Source organism: Acaryochloris sp. 'Moss Beach', from assembly GCF_021497025.1.
Lineage (GTDB): Bacteria > Cyanobacteriota > Cyanobacteriia > Thermosynechococcales > Thermosynechococcaceae > Acaryochloris > Acaryochloris marina_A.
Window position 1 is genome coordinate 4,676,951 of record NZ_CP071717.1, and the last position, 16,530, is coordinate 4,693,480.

Genomic DNA, 16,530 nt, shown 5'->3' on the forward strand with positions numbered 1-16,530 from the left:
ATAAGATAGTACACAAAAACTTGAATATTTCTCTTTTTTAGTGAGAAAAGAATGATTGATTATTTATTGACGTAGTTAAGACTTCTATGGAATTATCGGTGGTAAATAGTCATTTTACGCAAGAAATAATTTTGTCTGTTACTGACTGAATTAAGTTGTATTCTCTAGCTATTTATATTGTTTTGCTGTGACACCCATCGCATGAATTCGTGAGCCACTAGACAGCAAAGCTGTGATCGTTAGCACTGGTATAGCCTGTCTGGGGAATACTAACTGCAGCATTTATTCAGACACCTATGTCCTCTACTGATGGTTTACAGTCTTCCGAGTCACTCGCTGATTTAAGAGCATCTGCTGCTAGTGGATCCGTAGAAGCGATGACCCAGCTCTTAAATCAGACTTTGGCTCATAAGCAGATTGAATCTGAAACTTGGTCGGAAGGAGATGAACTACATGTGTATTTACAAGGAGAACGGTCACCGGATGAAAAAAGTTCGGTGATGCTGTGCTGCCGTGAAATTATTCAGTGGCATTTGCCGGGAGCACAATTTCTGTTGATATCCGGTCAAGAGGACGGGGCTAGAGAGTCTTCCTGGTGTTGGCAGTTAAGCTTTTTAACGAGTGATGAACAGATGCCAACACTGCATCAAGCGGCGAATGGGGAGCTGTGGCGACGGCCTAGGTTGGATAAAACGAGTTGGGAGCCAACCCACTCGTCAGATGATCTGTGGGTACCACAATCTATTGAGCCGGAAGGATGGAAAGCGATCGCAGCTGGTATCGTTTTGGCACTTCTTATTGTTGCATCTCAGCAAGTGACCTTTCTTCTGAGCCCTGTAATCACGTTAGTCCATGAGTTGGGCCACACCTTAACCAACTGGATCTTTGGATATCCGGCGATTCCTGCATTCGATTTTATGCATGGAGGTGGTTTTACTTTCAATGTTGAGCGGATGCCGTTTTTAATCGGTTTGATTTACTGCGGATTTGGGTATCTGTTTTATATGTATTGGCAGAATTATTTGACGGCGCGAGTGTTGTTGGGAGTTGCGATCGCATATACGCTTTTTGCGTTCACAGGTATCCATGAGTTCTTTGTTGTTGCGATGGGACATGGATTTGAACTAATTTTTGCCGGAATCTTTTTGGCCCGGGCAATCAGTGGATATGCCTGCCGTTATTCTGTCGAGCGACCGCTGTATGCCATGCTGGCGGCCTATGTTACCTTCTACGATATTCAATTCAGTTGGCGACTCATTTTTGACCAAACGACTCGTGCTATCTATAACCAAGGTAAAGCAGGGATTGATCATGATCTCGTTCGCATTGCTCGGGATGTGTTTAACGTTGATTTGAGCTTAGTGGCAGGTGGGATGTTGTTGGCAACGCTGTTGACTCCCTTGGTGATTTGGGGAATGCACCGATATTGGCGATGGATTGTTTATAGTATCAATCGGCTATTTAGTCTGAGAGTGGCTCGTTCCTGACTTCATACCTATTAATTCCTTGATCGTTGCAAACAAGACCTTGGTGTTAACCACGATCACAGATGAGACGGAATGGGTGACAGCTTTCTATTGATTTTTATGGCAGTAAAAACCTCATTTTCGATCTGGCTGGGATAATCAGGTCAGAGTTATAACCTCGTGCGGATTCAAGACCACATCACTCCCTAGACATTTGTTGTTTAATCTCTGGAGGCTGTTATGAGTTGGGTTAAGGTTTTGTCGGAAAGCGAACTCGACCAGGGGGAGCGTCAAATCGTTAAAGTTGGGAAAGAAAAGATTCTTCTGGTGAATTATGGTGGAATCATTTGTGCAGTTAAGAATGCTTGCCCACATTTAAAAGCCCCACTCAATAAAGGAAAAATTACTGCAGATGGGGCAATTGTCTGCCCTCTACATCGGAGTGCGTTTGATCTCACCACGGGGGCACCCAAATCTTGGATTCCCTGGCCACCAGGGATTGGCAAGCTCCTGGGGGCTATCTCCAAGGAAAAGCCAGTACAGGTATATCCGACCCGTGTGGAAGAAGGAGATATTTGGGTAGAAGTAGCTGAATAAATTTCTAGGTTAGGCTCTCATATTTCAGTAACCTAAATTGTGTTGAAAGATAACGGGCTCAATACTTAGCTTGCCAGCTTCTTACACGGGATCTAAATAAATCGTCAAAGTATGAACAAGCCAAGTATTGAGCATTATTGGCGACAGTATCTAGAGACATCGTCTTCAAGTGAGCAGATCAACCCCAATTATTTGGTGGAACAGTTTGGAGATACTCCGGAGCTAGCCAATGAACTGGGACAATTGGTACTGGATGGGGTGAAAACCGCAACTTGCTGTGCATTATGGGAATGGCAAGCTGAACATAGTGCTCTCCCAGAAGTTGGGTTGCACACTGTAGTCTTAGACGGTAATCAAACACCTATTTGTATTATTGAAACAACGGCAGTGGAAGTGAAAGTATTCAGTGAAATTGATGAACCAATGGCCTTTGCCGAAGGAGAAGGTGACCGTACCTTAGCATCATGGCGGCGAGATCATTGGCAGTATTTTTCTCGAGTGTTACCTAAAATTGGCAAAGAACCTTCCCTCGACATGCTGCTGATTTACGAGCGATTTCAAATTGTGTATCAGCCTCAATCATGATTGTTCGCTATGCTCAAGGGTCTGATTTACCAAAATTAGCAGCGCTTTATCGACAAACTGTTTTAGTCAATGCACCTGAATACTACACCCATGCTCAAACTCAAATATGGGCTTCTTTTTCCAGGGATGCTGACCAATTTAAGCAGTTTATTTTGGGGGTAACTACCTTTGTTGCTGAAGATGACTCTGGAATTTTAGGATTTGCAGGGATTGGAGAAGAGGGGCATGTGGTGTCGACCTATGTGCGGAAAGACTATCTTCGTCGGGGTGTGGGGTCAATTTTGATGCAAGCAGTGTTGGAACAGGCTCGTGAGTTTAAGCTCAAGCGATTGTATGCCGAAGCGAGTGCATTCAGTTTGGGACTATTTCAGAAATTAGGTTTTCAAATTTACGATATGGAAGTAGTGGATCGTCAAGGTGTTGAGTTTCAACGGTATTTAGTGGAGCTAAACCTGTGAATCTATCAGTGAGTGATTCAACAGCATCGCGTGAAGTAGTGGATCATAACTCCAGTTCACGCATTCGCTCATCAATGGATGTTGTAGAAATATGAGGAGCCAGTGCTTTCCATTGGGAGATACTTCTGTGAAAAACCCACCCTGTACCCCAAAAATGCCCACCGAAAACAAGCATTAAATTAGCTATGTAACTTCCTCTCTCGAAAACATATCCACTAATGATGAAAAGTGCAAACGCAACAACGTAGCATGAGATGACAATATTGGTATGGGAACGGATGCCATAATTTGGCTTGTTTAGCTGCTTAAGAAATTCACTTAGTAATTCTGCTTCCTTTTCTCTCTTCATTTAGGTGGGGGAAGTAACTATAGCAATCTGAAATCAATCGTGAGATGTAGAGAGGCTGAAATCTTTACCAGTATCCATTTAGGTTGAATATAATTCTCACAACTCACGTCAGATCGCTATATCAACTTACATTGCTCTACATGAGTAGTAGTCGTAAGATTCCCAAGAAAGAGTATTCATCTGACATGTAGCCAGCTAGATTAGTTTTTTAGCTGCTTATCTTTTGCTATAAAGTAGATGATTATATCTGTTCTGAGATATATAAAGAGTTTATTTTTTCTGTACAATTTAACCAATGAAAATGAATTTCAATAATATATGCTGGTATATTTGTCGAGTCTATATTGTTTGCTATAGATTTTTTTTGTGGAGTGTTTTGTTTTTTGCAGTATAGGCTGGTTTTCTGAGCCTATTTAATTTGTTTAATCTTATTGAATGCTTTTGATTTAGTTGCAATTTTTTGTCGTGTAATTTTATTGTTTTCAGAGTCTTCTTGGATTTATAGTAGAGATCGATCCATAAGTTTTTTTTGAGTGAGTATAGACAGCAGAAAAGTGTAAGCAGTAGTGTTTGAAAATCTAATCATGGCGATTCTGAGAATCGTAATTTTAAATACTGTCGATGTTGTAATTGAATGGTAAATTCTCTAGCCTATGGTAATTATAAAGTTAAAAACTTTAGTATAACTTTCGATGAATAGTTAATAACGATCATTGCGTCAAAACTGTTTGAGTCTTAAAGTGAAAGGAATGGTGAGTAAATAGTTCCTTTTGGGAAATCACCCAGCTATCTATGTGTCATTTTTAATTCAAGGGGGAAGGTGGTGCAGCTCAGTGATACCCGGATTTTAATGATTGAGGACGATGAGCAGGATGTAGAAATCATCAGAGAATTACTAGAGGGCCGTCATAGTTTCCCTACAGCTCTTGAGCATCGGAGTTCACTCGCAGAAGGGATAGCTCGACTTCATCATGAACCTGCCGTTGACCTTGTGCTTCTTGATTTATCTTTAACGGATGCCAGTAATCTAGAAGCTTTTCAACAAATTCAACTGAATTTTCCAGAAATGCCTCTGATCATTCTCAGTGGTAATTTAGATCCATCTAGAGCATTATATCTATTGCAACAAGGTGCACAAGATTGTCTATTTAAAGGGCATTTTGATGCTACCATCCTACGTTGCTCAATTCAATTTGCTCTAGAAAGACAGAATCTTTGGTTGGAATTAAGAGAGAAGAATAAGGTCTTAGAAAAAATTTCAAAAGAGCTCAAAGTAGCTAACCATAAACTCGAAAAAATATCAGCGATAGATAGTTTGACTCACATCAATAATCGACGTCGATTTGATTCGATATTTCTGGCAGAATGGATTCGAATGATGCGAGAACAGCAACCTCTATCCCTGATTCTCTGTGATGTCGATCACTTTAAGGCGTATAACGACACCTATGGGCACCCTGCGGGTGATAAATGTCTACAGCAGGTTGCCCGAGCCCTTTCTGCTGTAGCTAAGCGTTCTGCAGACTGTGTAGCTCGTTATGGTGGAGAAGAATTTGTGGTGGTGCTACCTAACACCGATCAAGCTGGAGCGCTTCATGTCGCTGAAACCATTAGATCGGAAATCGAAGCCCTCAGTATTCCCCATAGCTCTTCCTCTGTCAGTCATTATGTTAGCCTCAGCTTAGGAGTAGCTTGTATCATTCCAAGCAAAGCGACAGCCCCATCTCAGTTGATTGAGCTGGCAGATCAAGCTCTATATGTAGCAAAAAAACAAGGCCGTAATCGAACTCATACTCTTGAATTGATCCAAACATAATTTTTGACTTTTCTTTGGAATTGAAAGGGGATAACTGGGCTGCCTTCTAAATATCTCTTAGGGTGAAAGACATTCTAAGTAAATTAGTGGGCCATAGATGAAGGTTGCATGCTCATATACTGTTTGAGGGGAAGGGCTCGCTCAAAATGATTTCCCTGGGCATAGTTAATTCCTAGGTTATCTAGTGCGTTAAGGGTCATTTCTGATCTAACTTGCTTGGCGATGGTTTTGGAATTCATGACATCAGCTACTCGCTTGATTGACTCTAAAATTCCATGCAAGATGGGATCTTCAGTAATACCTTCAACCAGCTCTCCATTGATTTTTACATAATCTGCTTTTATAGGTTTCAACTGTTTAAAAGTTTTGAAATCTACACCGAAATCATCTAAAGCAATCTGACAACCTAACGCTTTAAGGGATTGTGAAAGTTTTACTGCCGAGGATAAATTTTTCAATGCAACTGATTCTGAGATTTCAAAGCAAAGTTGACTAGCTGGAAAGTCGTATAGATTGAGCTGTTGTTGGACCAGCTCAGATAGATTTCCCGCCTTACAGGTTGCAGCAGAGAGCTTGATAAAGTAAATAGCTTCAAACTTCTTATGTGCATAAATCTGTGTGTGTTCTAACAACAAGTGCTCAATCATCCACTGGTCAATCTGAGCCATAAAATCATACTGTTCAAGCATAGGTAGAAACATTTCGGGAGCACAAGCTCGACCGGATTGATCGCAGAGTCGCAGTAAAATATCGAAACTCTCTATGCTACTTACTCTATTCAATGAATGAATGGGCTGAACATATAGCTTAAATAGATCGTTTTGTAATGCCTGGTGTAGCTTGCCCACCCAATGTAATGTTTGGCGAGTGTATAACTCAGACTTAGCATCCCGAATCGTTTGCCAATTGACCTGATGTCGTCCGCGGGCTTTAGCTCCTATCAATGCTTGGTGCGCAGCTTCAATCAATAAAGAGGGTGCTTCTAGATACCTCGGGACATGGCCTGTGATGCCAAAACTGAGGGTTGTAGGTTGATGGTGTGAGGTTGAGAGATAATCTGCACCCAGTTTTTGGACTTGAATGCGGATGGCTTCAGCAATGAAGGTTGCTCCCAAAATATCGGTATTGGGTAACAAGATCACAAATTGATTTTCACTATATCGAGCGACACAATCTGCTGGACGCTTAATGATGTGGAACATCACCTCAGCGATTTGATGCAAAATATGATCTTCCCAGGTTGTAGAAACTGGATCGATCTCAGCTTCAATCGGATCTAGCTCACAGAGAATGAGGGCTAATGGTTGTTCTTCGCGCTGTAGTCTTTTCCATTCAGATAGGAAAACGTCGTCAAACTGAGTTCGGTTATAAAAATTGGTAAGAGAGTCAATCGTTTCAAGCTTCTTGATCTCAGACTGAGCTATTTCTAGTTGCTTTGATAATGCTTGAAGGGCATTATTCTGGAGCTCTAGTTCTAGTTTTTGTTTCTGAATTTCTAAAGCATGTTGAATGGAGTAACACAAAGCAGAACTATCGAAAGTACCTTTGATTAAGAAATCTGTTGCTCCCTCTTTCAGTGTTTCTTGAACAACGGCTTGGTTTGAATTACCACTCAGAATAATGAGAGGTTTTTGCGGAAAAGCTTGATGGACCTGATGAAATGTGTCTAAACCTTTAGCATCAGATAACGTGAGATCTAGTAGGATTAGATCAATGGACTCATTATTGTGTAAGAAATTGATGCTTTCCGATAAAGTATGCTTATGTTGAAGTATTAATGGTAGTTGAGGCAAGTTATCTAGAAAACTACGAACGATCTCTGCATCCTGTTCGTCGTCTTCAATCATTAATACATGTGTTTTTGTTGATCGCATTTGCTCCCCCCTTAAATGCAACTCTGCATTTAATTAAAAAAATTAAAAAGACTTGGATTTTATTTTCTTTTTTTGTTCAGTTTTTTTGATGCATTTTTTCAGTAAGATACTAATCCTTCCTCACTGGAACGATTAATTTTCAGCTCCTTGGCGATATGGAATAGATTGGGAAGCCACTAAGGTTTCAATAAGTGGTTGGGCTTGGGCATAATAATGACCTTGAGCATAATCGATACCAAAACTGGATATTTTGTCGAGGATAGGCTCAGATTCCACATACTCTGCTATCGTTTGCATCCCCATGCTTTTGGCTAGTCTATGGATGGCTCCGACAATTTCCATGGCAACTGGATCAGAGTCTATATCCTTGACGAAAGAGCCATCGATTTTGAGATAATCTGCAGGAATGGATTTGAGATGCATGAATGAGGATAATCCATTGCCAAAATCATCTAAAGCAACTTGACAGCCGATTGCTTTCAACTCGTTACTGAGTTTAGCTGCATTGGATATGTTTTTCAGTGCAACGCTTTCAGTAATTTCAAAACAAAATTCTTCTGGATGTAAATCGAAGCGGGTAAGCTGTTGCTGTAAAAATTCCATAAGCTGGCCATTATTACAGCTTATAGCGGATAAATTGATGAAAAATTGAGCATTTTGCTGCATATTTGCTTGAATTTCATGTAGATCTGCAAATAAATGCTCAATGACCCAATGATCAATTTGATTCATATAGCCCTTTTGTTCTGCGATGGGTAAAAATACACCTGGAGTAATGACTGTGCCAGGCTGATCGCATAAGCGAAGTAAAATCTCAAAACATTGTTTCTCTCGATTCTGATTGAGTGGGTGGATGGGTTGAGCATAGAGCCGGAAATAATCTTTTTCTAAAGCTTGCTCTATCCTTCTGGTCCACAACAATGTGTGGTTAGTGGGTTGTAAGGGATTTGTGCAATCAGATGTATGAGCAGTGACCCGGTTGCGACCGAGATCCTTAGCTGCATATAAGGCTTGATCTGCAGATTCAATCAGATATGAGGGGGGAATATCTTCGCTTGGAACAAGACTCGCAACGCCCAAACTGAGGCTGATGTGATGACTAGCTGATGAATTACGGTGGGGAATATTGAGTTCCTCAACCTCTGTCCGAACAGCCTCTGCAACGTGTATTGCTCCTGATAAATCCGTGTGAGGAAGCAGCACTACAAATTCTTCACCACCGTAGCGAGCTACACAGTCTGCGGGGCGTTTAGCAACTCTAGCAATGGCTTGAGCAACTTGCTGTAAACACTGGTCTCCTGCTTGATGACCGTAAGTATCGTTATAGGCTTTGAAGTGATCCACATCGCCAAGAATCACTGATAACGGTTGTTCCTCGCGATATAAACGATGCCATTCTCTTTGAAAAACAGAATCAAACTGGCGTCGGTTATAAACCCGTGTTAGCCCATCCATGGTCGCCAAGCGTTCTAGTTCATGATTGGCAACTTCTAGTTGTTCTGAAAGGGCTAATAATGTTGCATTTTTATACTGCAGCTCTAATTGTTGTTTTTGTCTTTCTAACGCATATTGAATCGTGCGGGAGAGGAGGGTGCTGTTAAATCGCCCTTTGACTAGAAAGTCTTGAGCCCCATCCTGCATTGCTTCTATGGCTATCGTTTCATCTGTATTCCCAGAAAGGATGACTAGTGGGATACTTGGGAACATCTCGTGAATCTTATGAAATGTTTCGAGACCCTGCGTATCTGATAAGCACAGATCCAATAAGACCAAGTCAATTGTGTTGGTTTCATGCAGAAACGTGATCCCTGTGGAAAGTGTCCGACGATGTTTGAGGGTGACTGAATTTTGATTGATACTCAGCAATTCTCTAACAATTTCTACATCTTGATCATCATCCTCAATCATCAAAATTTGAGTTCCGCCTGCATACATTGGAATGAACCTAGATTTCGTAATAATGTCTTAAGGTATAACGCAATATCAAGAGGAATATATCCGAAGTAGTACGCAATTATTTATATTGCTTCCTCGCCATTCTCTCCGTGGAAGCAACTACTTTAGTCGCTTGATCTCATAAAAATAGTTAGCTGGCCTCAGTGATACTACTTATTTTGTTTAGTCTGATAGCTTGACAAGAAATTTTCAGATTAAGAATCAAATTGAATGGTGATAGAACGGCTACCGGTCAAGCTATATTTCTCACAGTATTCCTATCGCTAGAGCATCCCCATTACTTCTGGGTGAAGGAGAAATTCTAGTAAGACTCTGAGATTTAATGATCAAAATGGTTCGAAAAGATCTCGGAAACTGCTATAAGGCAATGAATCTATTTGATTTTTTATGTAGCTAAATAGAGATGTGAATATTGCTGTGTGGTGTTTAGATTTTAGGGAGTTACTTGCTTTGTTTTTTAAAGTATGAGTAGCATGAAAATCACCAAAACTAAGGATTGAATATTAGCTTTTCGGAGAATTTTGACTGACTTGGCGAGATTCTTTCTATAGTTTTGAACTGCATTTTCTGCCTTCGTATTGGGCTTTTTTATTGTGTGAGGCTACGACAACAAGTCACCTTGTATAATCTAGTTAGATGGCTAGTATGAAATTCAAGCGCTCAAATAAAAATAGATCTATGCATGCTTGTTTTAAGATTTTCTTTGGCTCTTTGTGCTCTGAATTTATCTGTAGAACGAGTTTAAAAAATAATCTCACTCTCATGCTGCTTTATCCATTTAGTCAAATTTTCTGGTCAAGAATGACTTGTCTATATTCCAGTTTGGATAGCTTGAACCAAGCCATTGTAGATTGACTCGAGGAAATCTAGATTGAGGGTGGCAATGGTATCACTGGGTTTGTGGTAGTGGGGATTTCTTGAATCAGCCGTATCGGTCACCATCAACGCGGAATACCCATAATCCCAAAAGGAGGCATGGTCACTACGGCGGGTATCTGGAATGGGAGTGCCGCGTAAGGGGACGGGAAGCCATTCACAAGGAGCGCCACTGCGCTTTAGGTGAGTGGACATTTTAAACATGGTGGGAATGGAGCGAAGATTGCCGAGTAGGGCAATGAAGTTACCAGTGGAAGGATAAAAATACTCAAGCCCCGCCGGATATCGCTGAGTATGCTCTCTTGAGTCAATATAGCCCAGCATTTCTAAGCTGATCATGGTGGTGATGCGGGTTTTGGTTTGCCTTAGTTCTTGGGCATAGGCTTGACTCCCTAATCGTCCATATTCTTCTAGGTCAAAACCAATGATCTGGATGGGATGACGAGCCGGATGGTGATGGAAATGCTGGGCTAGTTCTAGAAGGACTGCGACCCCGGTTGCATTATCATCTGCTCCGGGAGAGCCGGGGACGCCATCAAAATGGGCTCCAATGAGAATTGGAGGTAGGGACTGGGTGCCGGGTAAGGACAAGATTAGGTTTTCATGAACGCTTTTGGCAACTTTTTTGAGTGTTCTAAAGGTATGCCGACGCACCGCCCCCCATTGGCTGAGTTCTTGGTAGATGTATTCTTTGACGAAAAAATGTCCGGCTGTTGAGAGATAGGGGTCGCGTTCCCGGGTTAGGTGGGATAAATGTTGTGAGAGGCGTTCTTGTAAAGGACTACCCATAGACCATCAACCTATCAAAAGTCTTCGCAGTACTCCAACCATAGCTAAAAGCTTGGTGGGAGAGGATGTCAATTACCAAGGACTACTGATCATCGTAAAGCCTGACCAATAGAAGGGATGGGTGAAGTCGATATCGGTAATATCGGAGACTTCACTCGGTAGAGGTAAGGGAGTGTTGGAAAGGGTGAGTTGTCCATTTTGGACCCGAATTTGACCTCGAAGCATTCGCAATTGAGCTTGACGCAGAGCTTCTGATTTGGTCTTGTGGCGGGGGAGTTGTTGGTAAAACTCGCTCATAATGGCTAGGGTGCCGACATCACTGACATACCAGAGACTTCCTAAGGCTGTTTTAACGCCTGCTTTGAGGGCGATACCAGCAAATCCTAACTCAGCGGTTTTGTCGCCCAAGGCTGTTTTACAAGCACTCAGTACTAAGAGATCGAGGCTGGGTCGGGACCAATCCAGTGTGTGCATTTGGTCTAGTCGAAGTTGGGTATCCCGGAATTGAATAAATGACTGACGGGGCTGGCCAGGATTAAATTCGGCATGGGTGGCGAGGTGAATAATATTGTAGGTTTGCTCGTTTAACTGAGTTTTGAGGTTTTTGAGGGTGAAATTGCGATTGAGTAAGGCTTGGCCCTGCCACTGGGCTTGGTTTGGTAGACGTTCCTGAAGGAAGGTCAAAATGGCTGAAATTTCCGTGGGGACGGACGGTAGAGACTCTAGTTGCAAGAACTCGGAAGCTCCACCTGCTAATATTTTTCCCCGCTTACGAGGGATATATTCGGTTTGAATCAGGTTGAATGCCGGAATATTGGTGAGGCTATACTGTTCGACCAGATACTGCTCACCGTCATGTAAGGCAGCTAGAGGTAAGCCTCGGAGTCCACTGCCTAAGCAAAACAATAAGGTATCAATGTTGGCAGCTTGGAGATGATCTTTCTCAAAGGGGGCAATCAGCCATTGGTGAAGTTGTTGAGCCGATTCTAGATCCCACTTGCCAGGATCTTGTGCTTGATCTCGAAAGGTAGCGACGGTTTTTAGAAGTTTTGAGCGAGGGACATCGTATAGGTCGCGGACAATGGGCTGGCCGCCGGGTAATAGCAAGACTAGATGTAGATGATCCTCACGAGGAATGATCCACAATACCCCTGGATGGGTTCCAGTGGTTTGGCTAATGCGGCTAAGGGTTTGGGCAACATCGGCGGGATCTTGGGTGACTTCTGCTAGATCTTCGCCAAAATAGGCTTCAAATTCTTTTTCGAAGCTACGCTCCATAGCTAAGAAGTTTTGGGTCGCTTTGGGAGGGATAACTGGGCGGTTGTATTGAGCAGAACTTGGCAAGGAATAGGCCCAGATACTGCAGAGGCTGATCAGTCCAATGAGGTGGGGGAATTTACCTTGGCACTGGAAGAAACGTGGGTGCGATCGCATCCCCCCTAGTCTGGATTTAGCAAGGGTTGGATTCTGTCTCGGCATATTCTACACCCCGTAAAAAGTCGTACTCCTCAGTTTAAGGGTAAAGGTAGGGCTAGACGATCCAAAAGCTGATAGTGCGGGAATTGCCAGATCGTGGGTGTTCAATGGATGGAATGGATACCCCTGAAAATCTTGATCTAGGAAGGACACGAAGTGGGAGTGGGATTGTGGATGGACACAAAGAAATTCCCTATAGGCTTTAAGCCTATAGGGAAACATGTCCTAAAGTTTAGAGAGGGAAAGTTTAGTGCTCAGCTTGCAGTGCGTTGGGCTGTTGCTGTTGGAGCAAATCGATCATCTTGTCGATACCCTTTTTCATGTTGCGGGTAACGGTGACGGAGCTGACGCCGATGCGCTTAGCGACTTCTTGGCGGGAGAGCTGTTGGAAAAAGACTGACTCAATCATGATCCGAGTCCGATCTTCAAGCTGGTTTAAGGCTTGTTGGAGTTCGATGCGGTCTTCTTGGTTAGCCTGAAGAATTTGGCTGTGGACATCCATAAGGGTGTCACCCAGGGTCATGGCAGAATCGGATTGGGAGTGACCAGAGGAGACCCGAGCATTGAGGCTGAGGGGGACGCGATTGGTGGTGGCGAGTTTAACAGAGCGCCATTCCTGCATGGAGAGCTTGAGGGCATCAGCGATTTCTTGATCGTTAGGCTGACGACCCAATTCCATGGTGAGTGCTTGTCTGGCTTTGGCAGCATCGCGGCTGAGCTGTTGCCAGCGGCGGGGAATACGAACCGTGTTAGCTCGATCCCGGAGGAAGTGGAGAATTTCGCCGCGAATGTAAGGTACTGCGAAGGAGCTGAAGGCATATCCTTGGGAGGGGTCAAATCGCTCAATGGCAGTAATCAAACCTAGAAATCCGCATTGTTCTAGATCTTCGTAGGGCTCAGCGCACTGATGGGTTAGACGGTGAGCAACCTTGCGAACCAGACCCATGTTCAATCGCACAAGACGGTTTCTTAATTTAACGGAAGGCTTTTGACGATAAGCGACCAAAAGTTCCATGGTTTGCGATTGAAGAGAAGTTTGATAAGCCATCGTTTTATAAAGTCCTGTTTTCCTGTATCTGAAAATCATTATGAAGATCTTGAACTCGGAAAACCATCGTTAAAACACGGGAATATCAAACTTTTTGAGTTTTGATTTTTCCGCATTTCTACGGAGCTTTGCATGCATATGAATCATGAGCTGAAAATAAGAGAATCCTGAAAAGCTTATGAGAACTGGCATAGAGGGATCAGCAAATAATTCTATTTGTATAGAATAAAGGAGACGCAAGGAAAAAAAATTTTTAATGAAGTTTAGGTTTCGCTGGTTAATTCTGGCCTTTTTAGTGCCCATTGTGATTTTTTTGAGCCAGCCTAGTCCGGTCTGGTCATTTTATTTGGGGGGAACACAGGTGAATGAGCCGAATGCATCGGTCTGGGTACAGGAACTGAAATCAGCGGAAATGAATACAGTGGAGGTGACGGTCTATGCCACCCAAGGCGAATGGAATTCGGCCAATCTTAGATATGACCCTGAAGATGAGGGGGTGCTGCAAGAGATTCGGGCGGCTAAAGCTGCAGGACTGAATGTCGTACTGATTTTGCGGCTTGCCTTAGATCATGCCTATCCCCAAAATAATTTTATTTGGCATGGACTGACGATGCCAAAGACGGACGCCCAACTGGCTGACTGGTTTGAGACCTACACTGCTTTTGTGACCCAATGGGCTGAGATTGCCGAAGCGGAAGGGGTCGATATGCTGGGACTGGGCAGTGAAATGAATGCCCTAACCTCTACGTTGCCCGTTCGGTCTTTACCCGATCTAGAACGTTACTATCTCGATCCGATTGAGCAGCGAGCGCTGATCCATAACCTGTTGAAGTATAAAGACCGGATTCCTTTTGCGGAACTACAGCTTAAGGGGGGATATCAATTTCCCACTCTGGAGGCGTTTTTGGAAGAGCGGTTACTGGCTTGGCAGACTTGGGCAAAGCAGGTGAGTTATCAAGGGGAAACGGATCAGACCGATGTGATCAACCGTCGTCGTCAACGCTTAGATCAGCACTGGCGGCAACTGATTCAGCATACTCGCCAGATCTATTCTGGCAAACTGACCTATGCAGCAAACTTTGATCAATATCAGTCGGTGGGGTTTTGGGATGCCCTGGATGTGATTGGGGTGAATGCGTATTTCCCGTTGCGATCGCAACCTCAATTCCGAAATCAACGACAGTTGAAGCAGCAGCTCTCGTCAGGATGGCGGAAAATTCTGGGGGATATGGATGCAGGGTAAGCGCAAGAAAATCAAGCCTCTGAAAGGCTAGACTGTAAAGGAAGAGAAGCGCCTAGAACTTTGAGCATATACGCTTCATCCATGCTCGCCCGTTTTAGTTTTTGACGGGTACTTTTCTTAAAGGACGTTTCTTGATTGAGAAGGTTGATGCTCCAGCGTCTCAGGATGGCCATGTTTTCCGGCGCATGTCCTGTGCGAATGCGGCTAGCATCTTCGCCAAAGGTCACGTCTAAGACCCAGTGGAGTTGGTTCTCAATCGACCAATGCTGGCGGATGGCTTTGCCCAACTGCTGAGCATTTGGCGGTAGAGAACTGATATAAAACATCACCTCATAGGTGGTTTTGTTCCACAAGTGACGGGTTCGAGCGACCTTGACGATGGTTTGCAAGCCCTTCCACTGCGCCTGCTTGTACAGAGGACCCATCTGTTGAAGGGACACGGCCCAAACTTGTCGTTTTTCGCGACGATGGTGCCCTGCTTCCACCCGCGCATCATAGCTGTGCTCAATGCACTTAAACTCATTCGCTTCAGCCGTTTCAAACCATTGCTCAACCTGCTCAAACAGCGTGGGATGATTCTCCTTGAGGGCCAGCACATAGTCAGCCTCTTTAGCTTGAATGTGGCGGGCAATCTCGTGCTGAGTTCCCATTGCATCAATGGTAATAATGCACCCGGCAATGTCTAATAGCTCTAGCAGTGCTGGAATAGCGGTAATTTCGTTACTCTTGTCTGCAACTTTGACCTGTCCTAGAAATAACCGATACTCACTGGCCCAAGCACTGACCAGATGCAATGCGGATTGGTCTTGATTGCGATCATAGGAACCTCTGAGTTGTTTGCCGTCAATCGGTATCACTTGAGCGCCGAGGGTTGTCACTACCTGATCCAACCAGTGATTGAAACTCCGCTCAAAAGCGGAGGGGCAAATACGCTCAAACACTCGTCGATAGGTGTCTGCTGTCGGCATCCCAGACGGTAGGCTCAGAAAACTCGACAACCAATCTTGATGGCTTAGACCATAGGTTTCAATGTCTTCCCACCCTTGTGCGCCACCTAAACTTGCCAATAGTCCAATCACGACGATGCTGACAAACGGATGCTGGACACCTTGGCCTCCCCGTGGATCAGGCAAATCTTCAAAACACTCGGACAACTGTTGATAAGCCTGATCGCAATCACTGGCAGGCAGGAGTGACGAGGATGAGTCAGTGGAAGCTGGTGAGGAAGGCGGCTTGCTGAATCCTGTAGCCATGGGGAAACCCTTTTAACAGAATGGAGTTCCATAGCATATTACAGCTTCATTTTTCTTGCGCTGCCCCTGGATATGGATGCCTTTCGCCGAGACCAGTCGATTCGGAAAAAACCTGTGATCTTTACGGAGTTGGGCTATACTCGCTGGGACCAAAATACTCTCGCTCCTTGGAATTATCGCGGCTTTTCCTTAGTCGGAAAGCCAGGGCAACAAGAGGTGATTTTATGGACGATGCAGCCCACGAATGATCAGGAACGGGTGTTGGCGGTGCAGGCCCTCTATCAAACTGTTAAAAAGCACTACCCCAAATTGTTACAGGGCATTCTGTACTGGAAAATATCTACCCAACCAGATCACCAGTCTTTGGAGCCATTCGTTTTGATATTGAACGATTCGCCAGTCGATCCATTGCAAAAGACATTACAGAAATTTTTGAAATAGATTCAAAATTAGGGGAGAGAGGAGCATAAGGACAGAACCTCCAACTTCAGTGGGGCTCTTACAATCAATATTTGTTCCATGAAACGATCCAAGAGGTATGAAACATAAACCCAGAGTAAGTTCTTTGGTAAAGAATCTCAACTCTAGGCTGCGCAATTATTTCTCTATGAGCAATTGACTTGGCACACCCTATTCAGGACTTCTCCAATTTTTTTAACCACAGAAAATTCATGAATAGTGGTTGTAAAGATAGGATGAGTATAAGTCCTAGAGAAATGATGACAGAAGAAAAGCAGCCTCACT

The 16,530-nt window shown here is 43.6% G+C and carries 13 protein-coding genes; 7 read left to right on the forward strand and 6 right to left on the reverse strand.

The features are described 5' to 3' along the window. Window positions 1-296 precede the first annotated feature (296 nt). The 5 genes from HRE53_RS22040 (at window position 297) to HRE53_RS22060 (ending at window position 5,271) form a co-directional block, all read left to right on the forward strand. Window positions 297-1,487, forward strand: a complete 1,191-nt coding sequence (locus tag HRE53_RS22040) for a hypothetical protein (RefSeq protein ID WP_235107942.1) — start codon at window positions 297-299, stop codon at window positions 1,485-1,487. A gap of 219 nt (window positions 1,488-1,706) precedes the next feature. Continuing rightward, window positions 1,707-2,063 carry a Rieske (2Fe-2S) protein gene (locus tag HRE53_RS22045; RefSeq protein WP_235107943.1) on the forward strand — a complete coding sequence of 119 codons (357 nt, stop codon included), beginning with the start codon at window positions 1,707-1,709 and terminating at the stop codon, window positions 2,061-2,063. 111 nt (window positions 2,064-2,174) lie between these two features. Beyond that, a complete protein-coding gene (locus tag HRE53_RS22050; protein WP_235107944.1) occupies window positions 2,175-2,648 on the forward strand; it encodes an ASCH domain-containing protein in 474 nt (157 codons plus the stop codon). Continuing rightward, complete coding sequence (locus HRE53_RS22055; RefSeq protein WP_235107945.1) at window positions 2,645-3,106, forward strand: GNAT family N-acetyltransferase; 462 nt, start codon at window positions 2,645-2,647, stop codon at window positions 3,104-3,106. The genes HRE53_RS22050 and HRE53_RS22055 overlap by 4 nt, the downstream gene beginning before the upstream one ends. A gap of 1,172 nt (window positions 3,107-4,278) precedes the next feature. After that, entirely contained in the window at window positions 4,279-5,271 is a 993-nt protein-coding gene (locus HRE53_RS22060) for a diguanylate cyclase domain-containing protein (RefSeq protein ID WP_235107946.1), read from the forward strand. Window positions 5,272-5,354: 83 nt separating this feature from the next. Here the strand turns inward: HRE53_RS22060 and HRE53_RS22065 are convergent, their stop codons facing one another. The 5 genes from HRE53_RS22065 to HRE53_RS22085 form a co-directional block, all read right to left on the reverse strand. Further along, the gene (locus tag HRE53_RS22065; protein WP_235107947.1) at window positions 5,355-7,145 is read right to left on the reverse strand and encodes an EAL domain-containing protein; all 1,791 of its coding nucleotides are present in this window, start codon (window positions 7,143-7,145) and stop codon (window positions 5,355-5,357) included. Window positions 7,146-7,277: 132 nt separating this feature from the next. Then, window positions 7,278-9,080: a bifunctional diguanylate cyclase/phosphodiesterase gene (locus HRE53_RS22070; protein ID WP_235107948.1), complete on the reverse strand. Its 1,803-nt coding sequence runs from the start codon at window positions 9,078-9,080 to the stop codon at window positions 7,278-7,280. An 831-nt stretch (window positions 9,081-9,911) separates the two neighbouring features. Beyond that, window positions 9,912-10,766, reverse strand: coding sequence for a M28 family peptidase (locus tag HRE53_RS22075; protein ID WP_235107949.1), 855 nt, complete (start codon window positions 10,764-10,766; stop codon window positions 9,912-9,914). A 72-nt stretch (window positions 10,767-10,838) separates the two neighbouring features. Further along, on the reverse strand, window positions 10,839-12,245 hold the full coding sequence (locus HRE53_RS22080; RefSeq protein WP_235107950.1) for a CHAT domain-containing protein: 1,407 nt from the start codon (window positions 12,243-12,245) through the stop codon (window positions 10,839-10,841). Window positions 12,246-12,489: 244 nt separating this feature from the next. After that, window positions 12,490-13,290, reverse strand: a complete 801-nt coding sequence (locus HRE53_RS22085; protein WP_212665344.1) for an RNA polymerase sigma factor SigF — start codon at window positions 13,288-13,290, stop codon at window positions 12,490-12,492. 256 nt (window positions 13,291-13,546) lie between these two features. Here HRE53_RS22085 and HRE53_RS22090 point away from each other — a divergent pair, with 256 nt between their 5' ends. Next, on the forward strand, window positions 13,547-14,533 hold the full coding sequence (locus HRE53_RS22090; protein WP_235107951.1) for a glycoside hydrolase family 113: 987 nt from the start codon (window positions 13,547-13,549) through the stop codon (window positions 14,531-14,533). An 11-nt stretch (window positions 14,534-14,544) separates the two neighbouring features. On the opposite strand, the gene HRE53_RS22095 is transcribed toward HRE53_RS22090, so the two are convergent. Next, window positions 14,545-15,786 carry an ISAs1 family transposase gene (locus HRE53_RS22095; protein ID WP_235107866.1) on the reverse strand — a complete coding sequence of 414 codons (1,242 nt, stop codon included), beginning with the start codon at window positions 15,784-15,786 and terminating at the stop codon, window positions 14,545-14,547. Between the two features lie 72 nt (window positions 15,787-15,858). On the opposite strand from HRE53_RS22095, the gene HRE53_RS22100 reads away from it, so the two are divergent. After that, entirely contained in the window at window positions 15,859-16,227 is a 369-nt protein-coding gene (locus HRE53_RS22100; protein ID WP_235107952.1) for a hypothetical protein, read from the forward strand. The last annotated feature ends 303 nt before the right edge of the window (window positions 16,228-16,530 follow it).

What these genes read in the sequence shown, in the direction of transcription:
- HRE53_RS22095 (WP_235107866.1), bottom strand. Translation starts at nt 15,786, where the DNA reads ATGGCTACAGGATTCAGCAAGCCGCCTTCCTCACCAGCTTCCACTGAC.
- HRE53_RS22100 (WP_235107952.1), top strand. Translation starts at nt 15,859, where the DNA reads ATGGATGCCTTTCGCCGAGACCAGTCGATTCGGAAAAAACCTGTGATC.
- HRE53_RS22090 (WP_235107951.1), top strand. Translation starts at nt 13,547, where the DNA reads ATGAAGTTTAGGTTTCGCTGGTTAATTCTGGCCTTTTTAGTGCCCATT.
- HRE53_RS22065 (WP_235107947.1), bottom strand. Translation starts at nt 7,145, where the DNA reads ATGCGATCAACAAAAACACATGTATTAATGATTGAAGACGACGAACAG.
- HRE53_RS22075 (WP_235107949.1), bottom strand. Translation starts at nt 10,766, where the DNA reads ATGGGTAGTCCTTTACAAGAACGCCTCTCACAACATTTATCCCACCTA.
- HRE53_RS22070 (WP_235107948.1), bottom strand. Translation starts at nt 9,080, where the DNA reads ATGTATGCAGGCGGAACTCAAATTTTGATGATTGAGGATGATGATCAA.
- HRE53_RS22080 (WP_235107950.1), bottom strand. Translation starts at nt 12,245, where the DNA reads ATGCCGAGACAGAATCCAACCCTTGCTAAATCCAGACTAGGGGGGATG.
- HRE53_RS22050 (WP_235107944.1), top strand. Translation starts at nt 2,175, where the DNA reads ATGAACAAGCCAAGTATTGAGCATTATTGGCGACAGTATCTAGAGACA.
- HRE53_RS22040 (WP_235107942.1), top strand. Translation starts at nt 297, where the DNA reads ATGTCCTCTACTGATGGTTTACAGTCTTCCGAGTCACTCGCTGATTTA.
- HRE53_RS22045 (WP_235107943.1), top strand. Translation starts at nt 1,707, where the DNA reads ATGAGTTGGGTTAAGGTTTTGTCGGAAAGCGAACTCGACCAGGGGGAG.
- HRE53_RS22055 (WP_235107945.1), top strand. Translation starts at nt 2,645, where the DNA reads ATGATTGTTCGCTATGCTCAAGGGTCTGATTTACCAAAATTAGCAGCG.
- HRE53_RS22085 (WP_212665344.1), bottom strand. Translation starts at nt 13,290, where the DNA reads ATGGCTTATCAAACTTCTCTTCAATCGCAAACCATGGAACTTTTGGTC.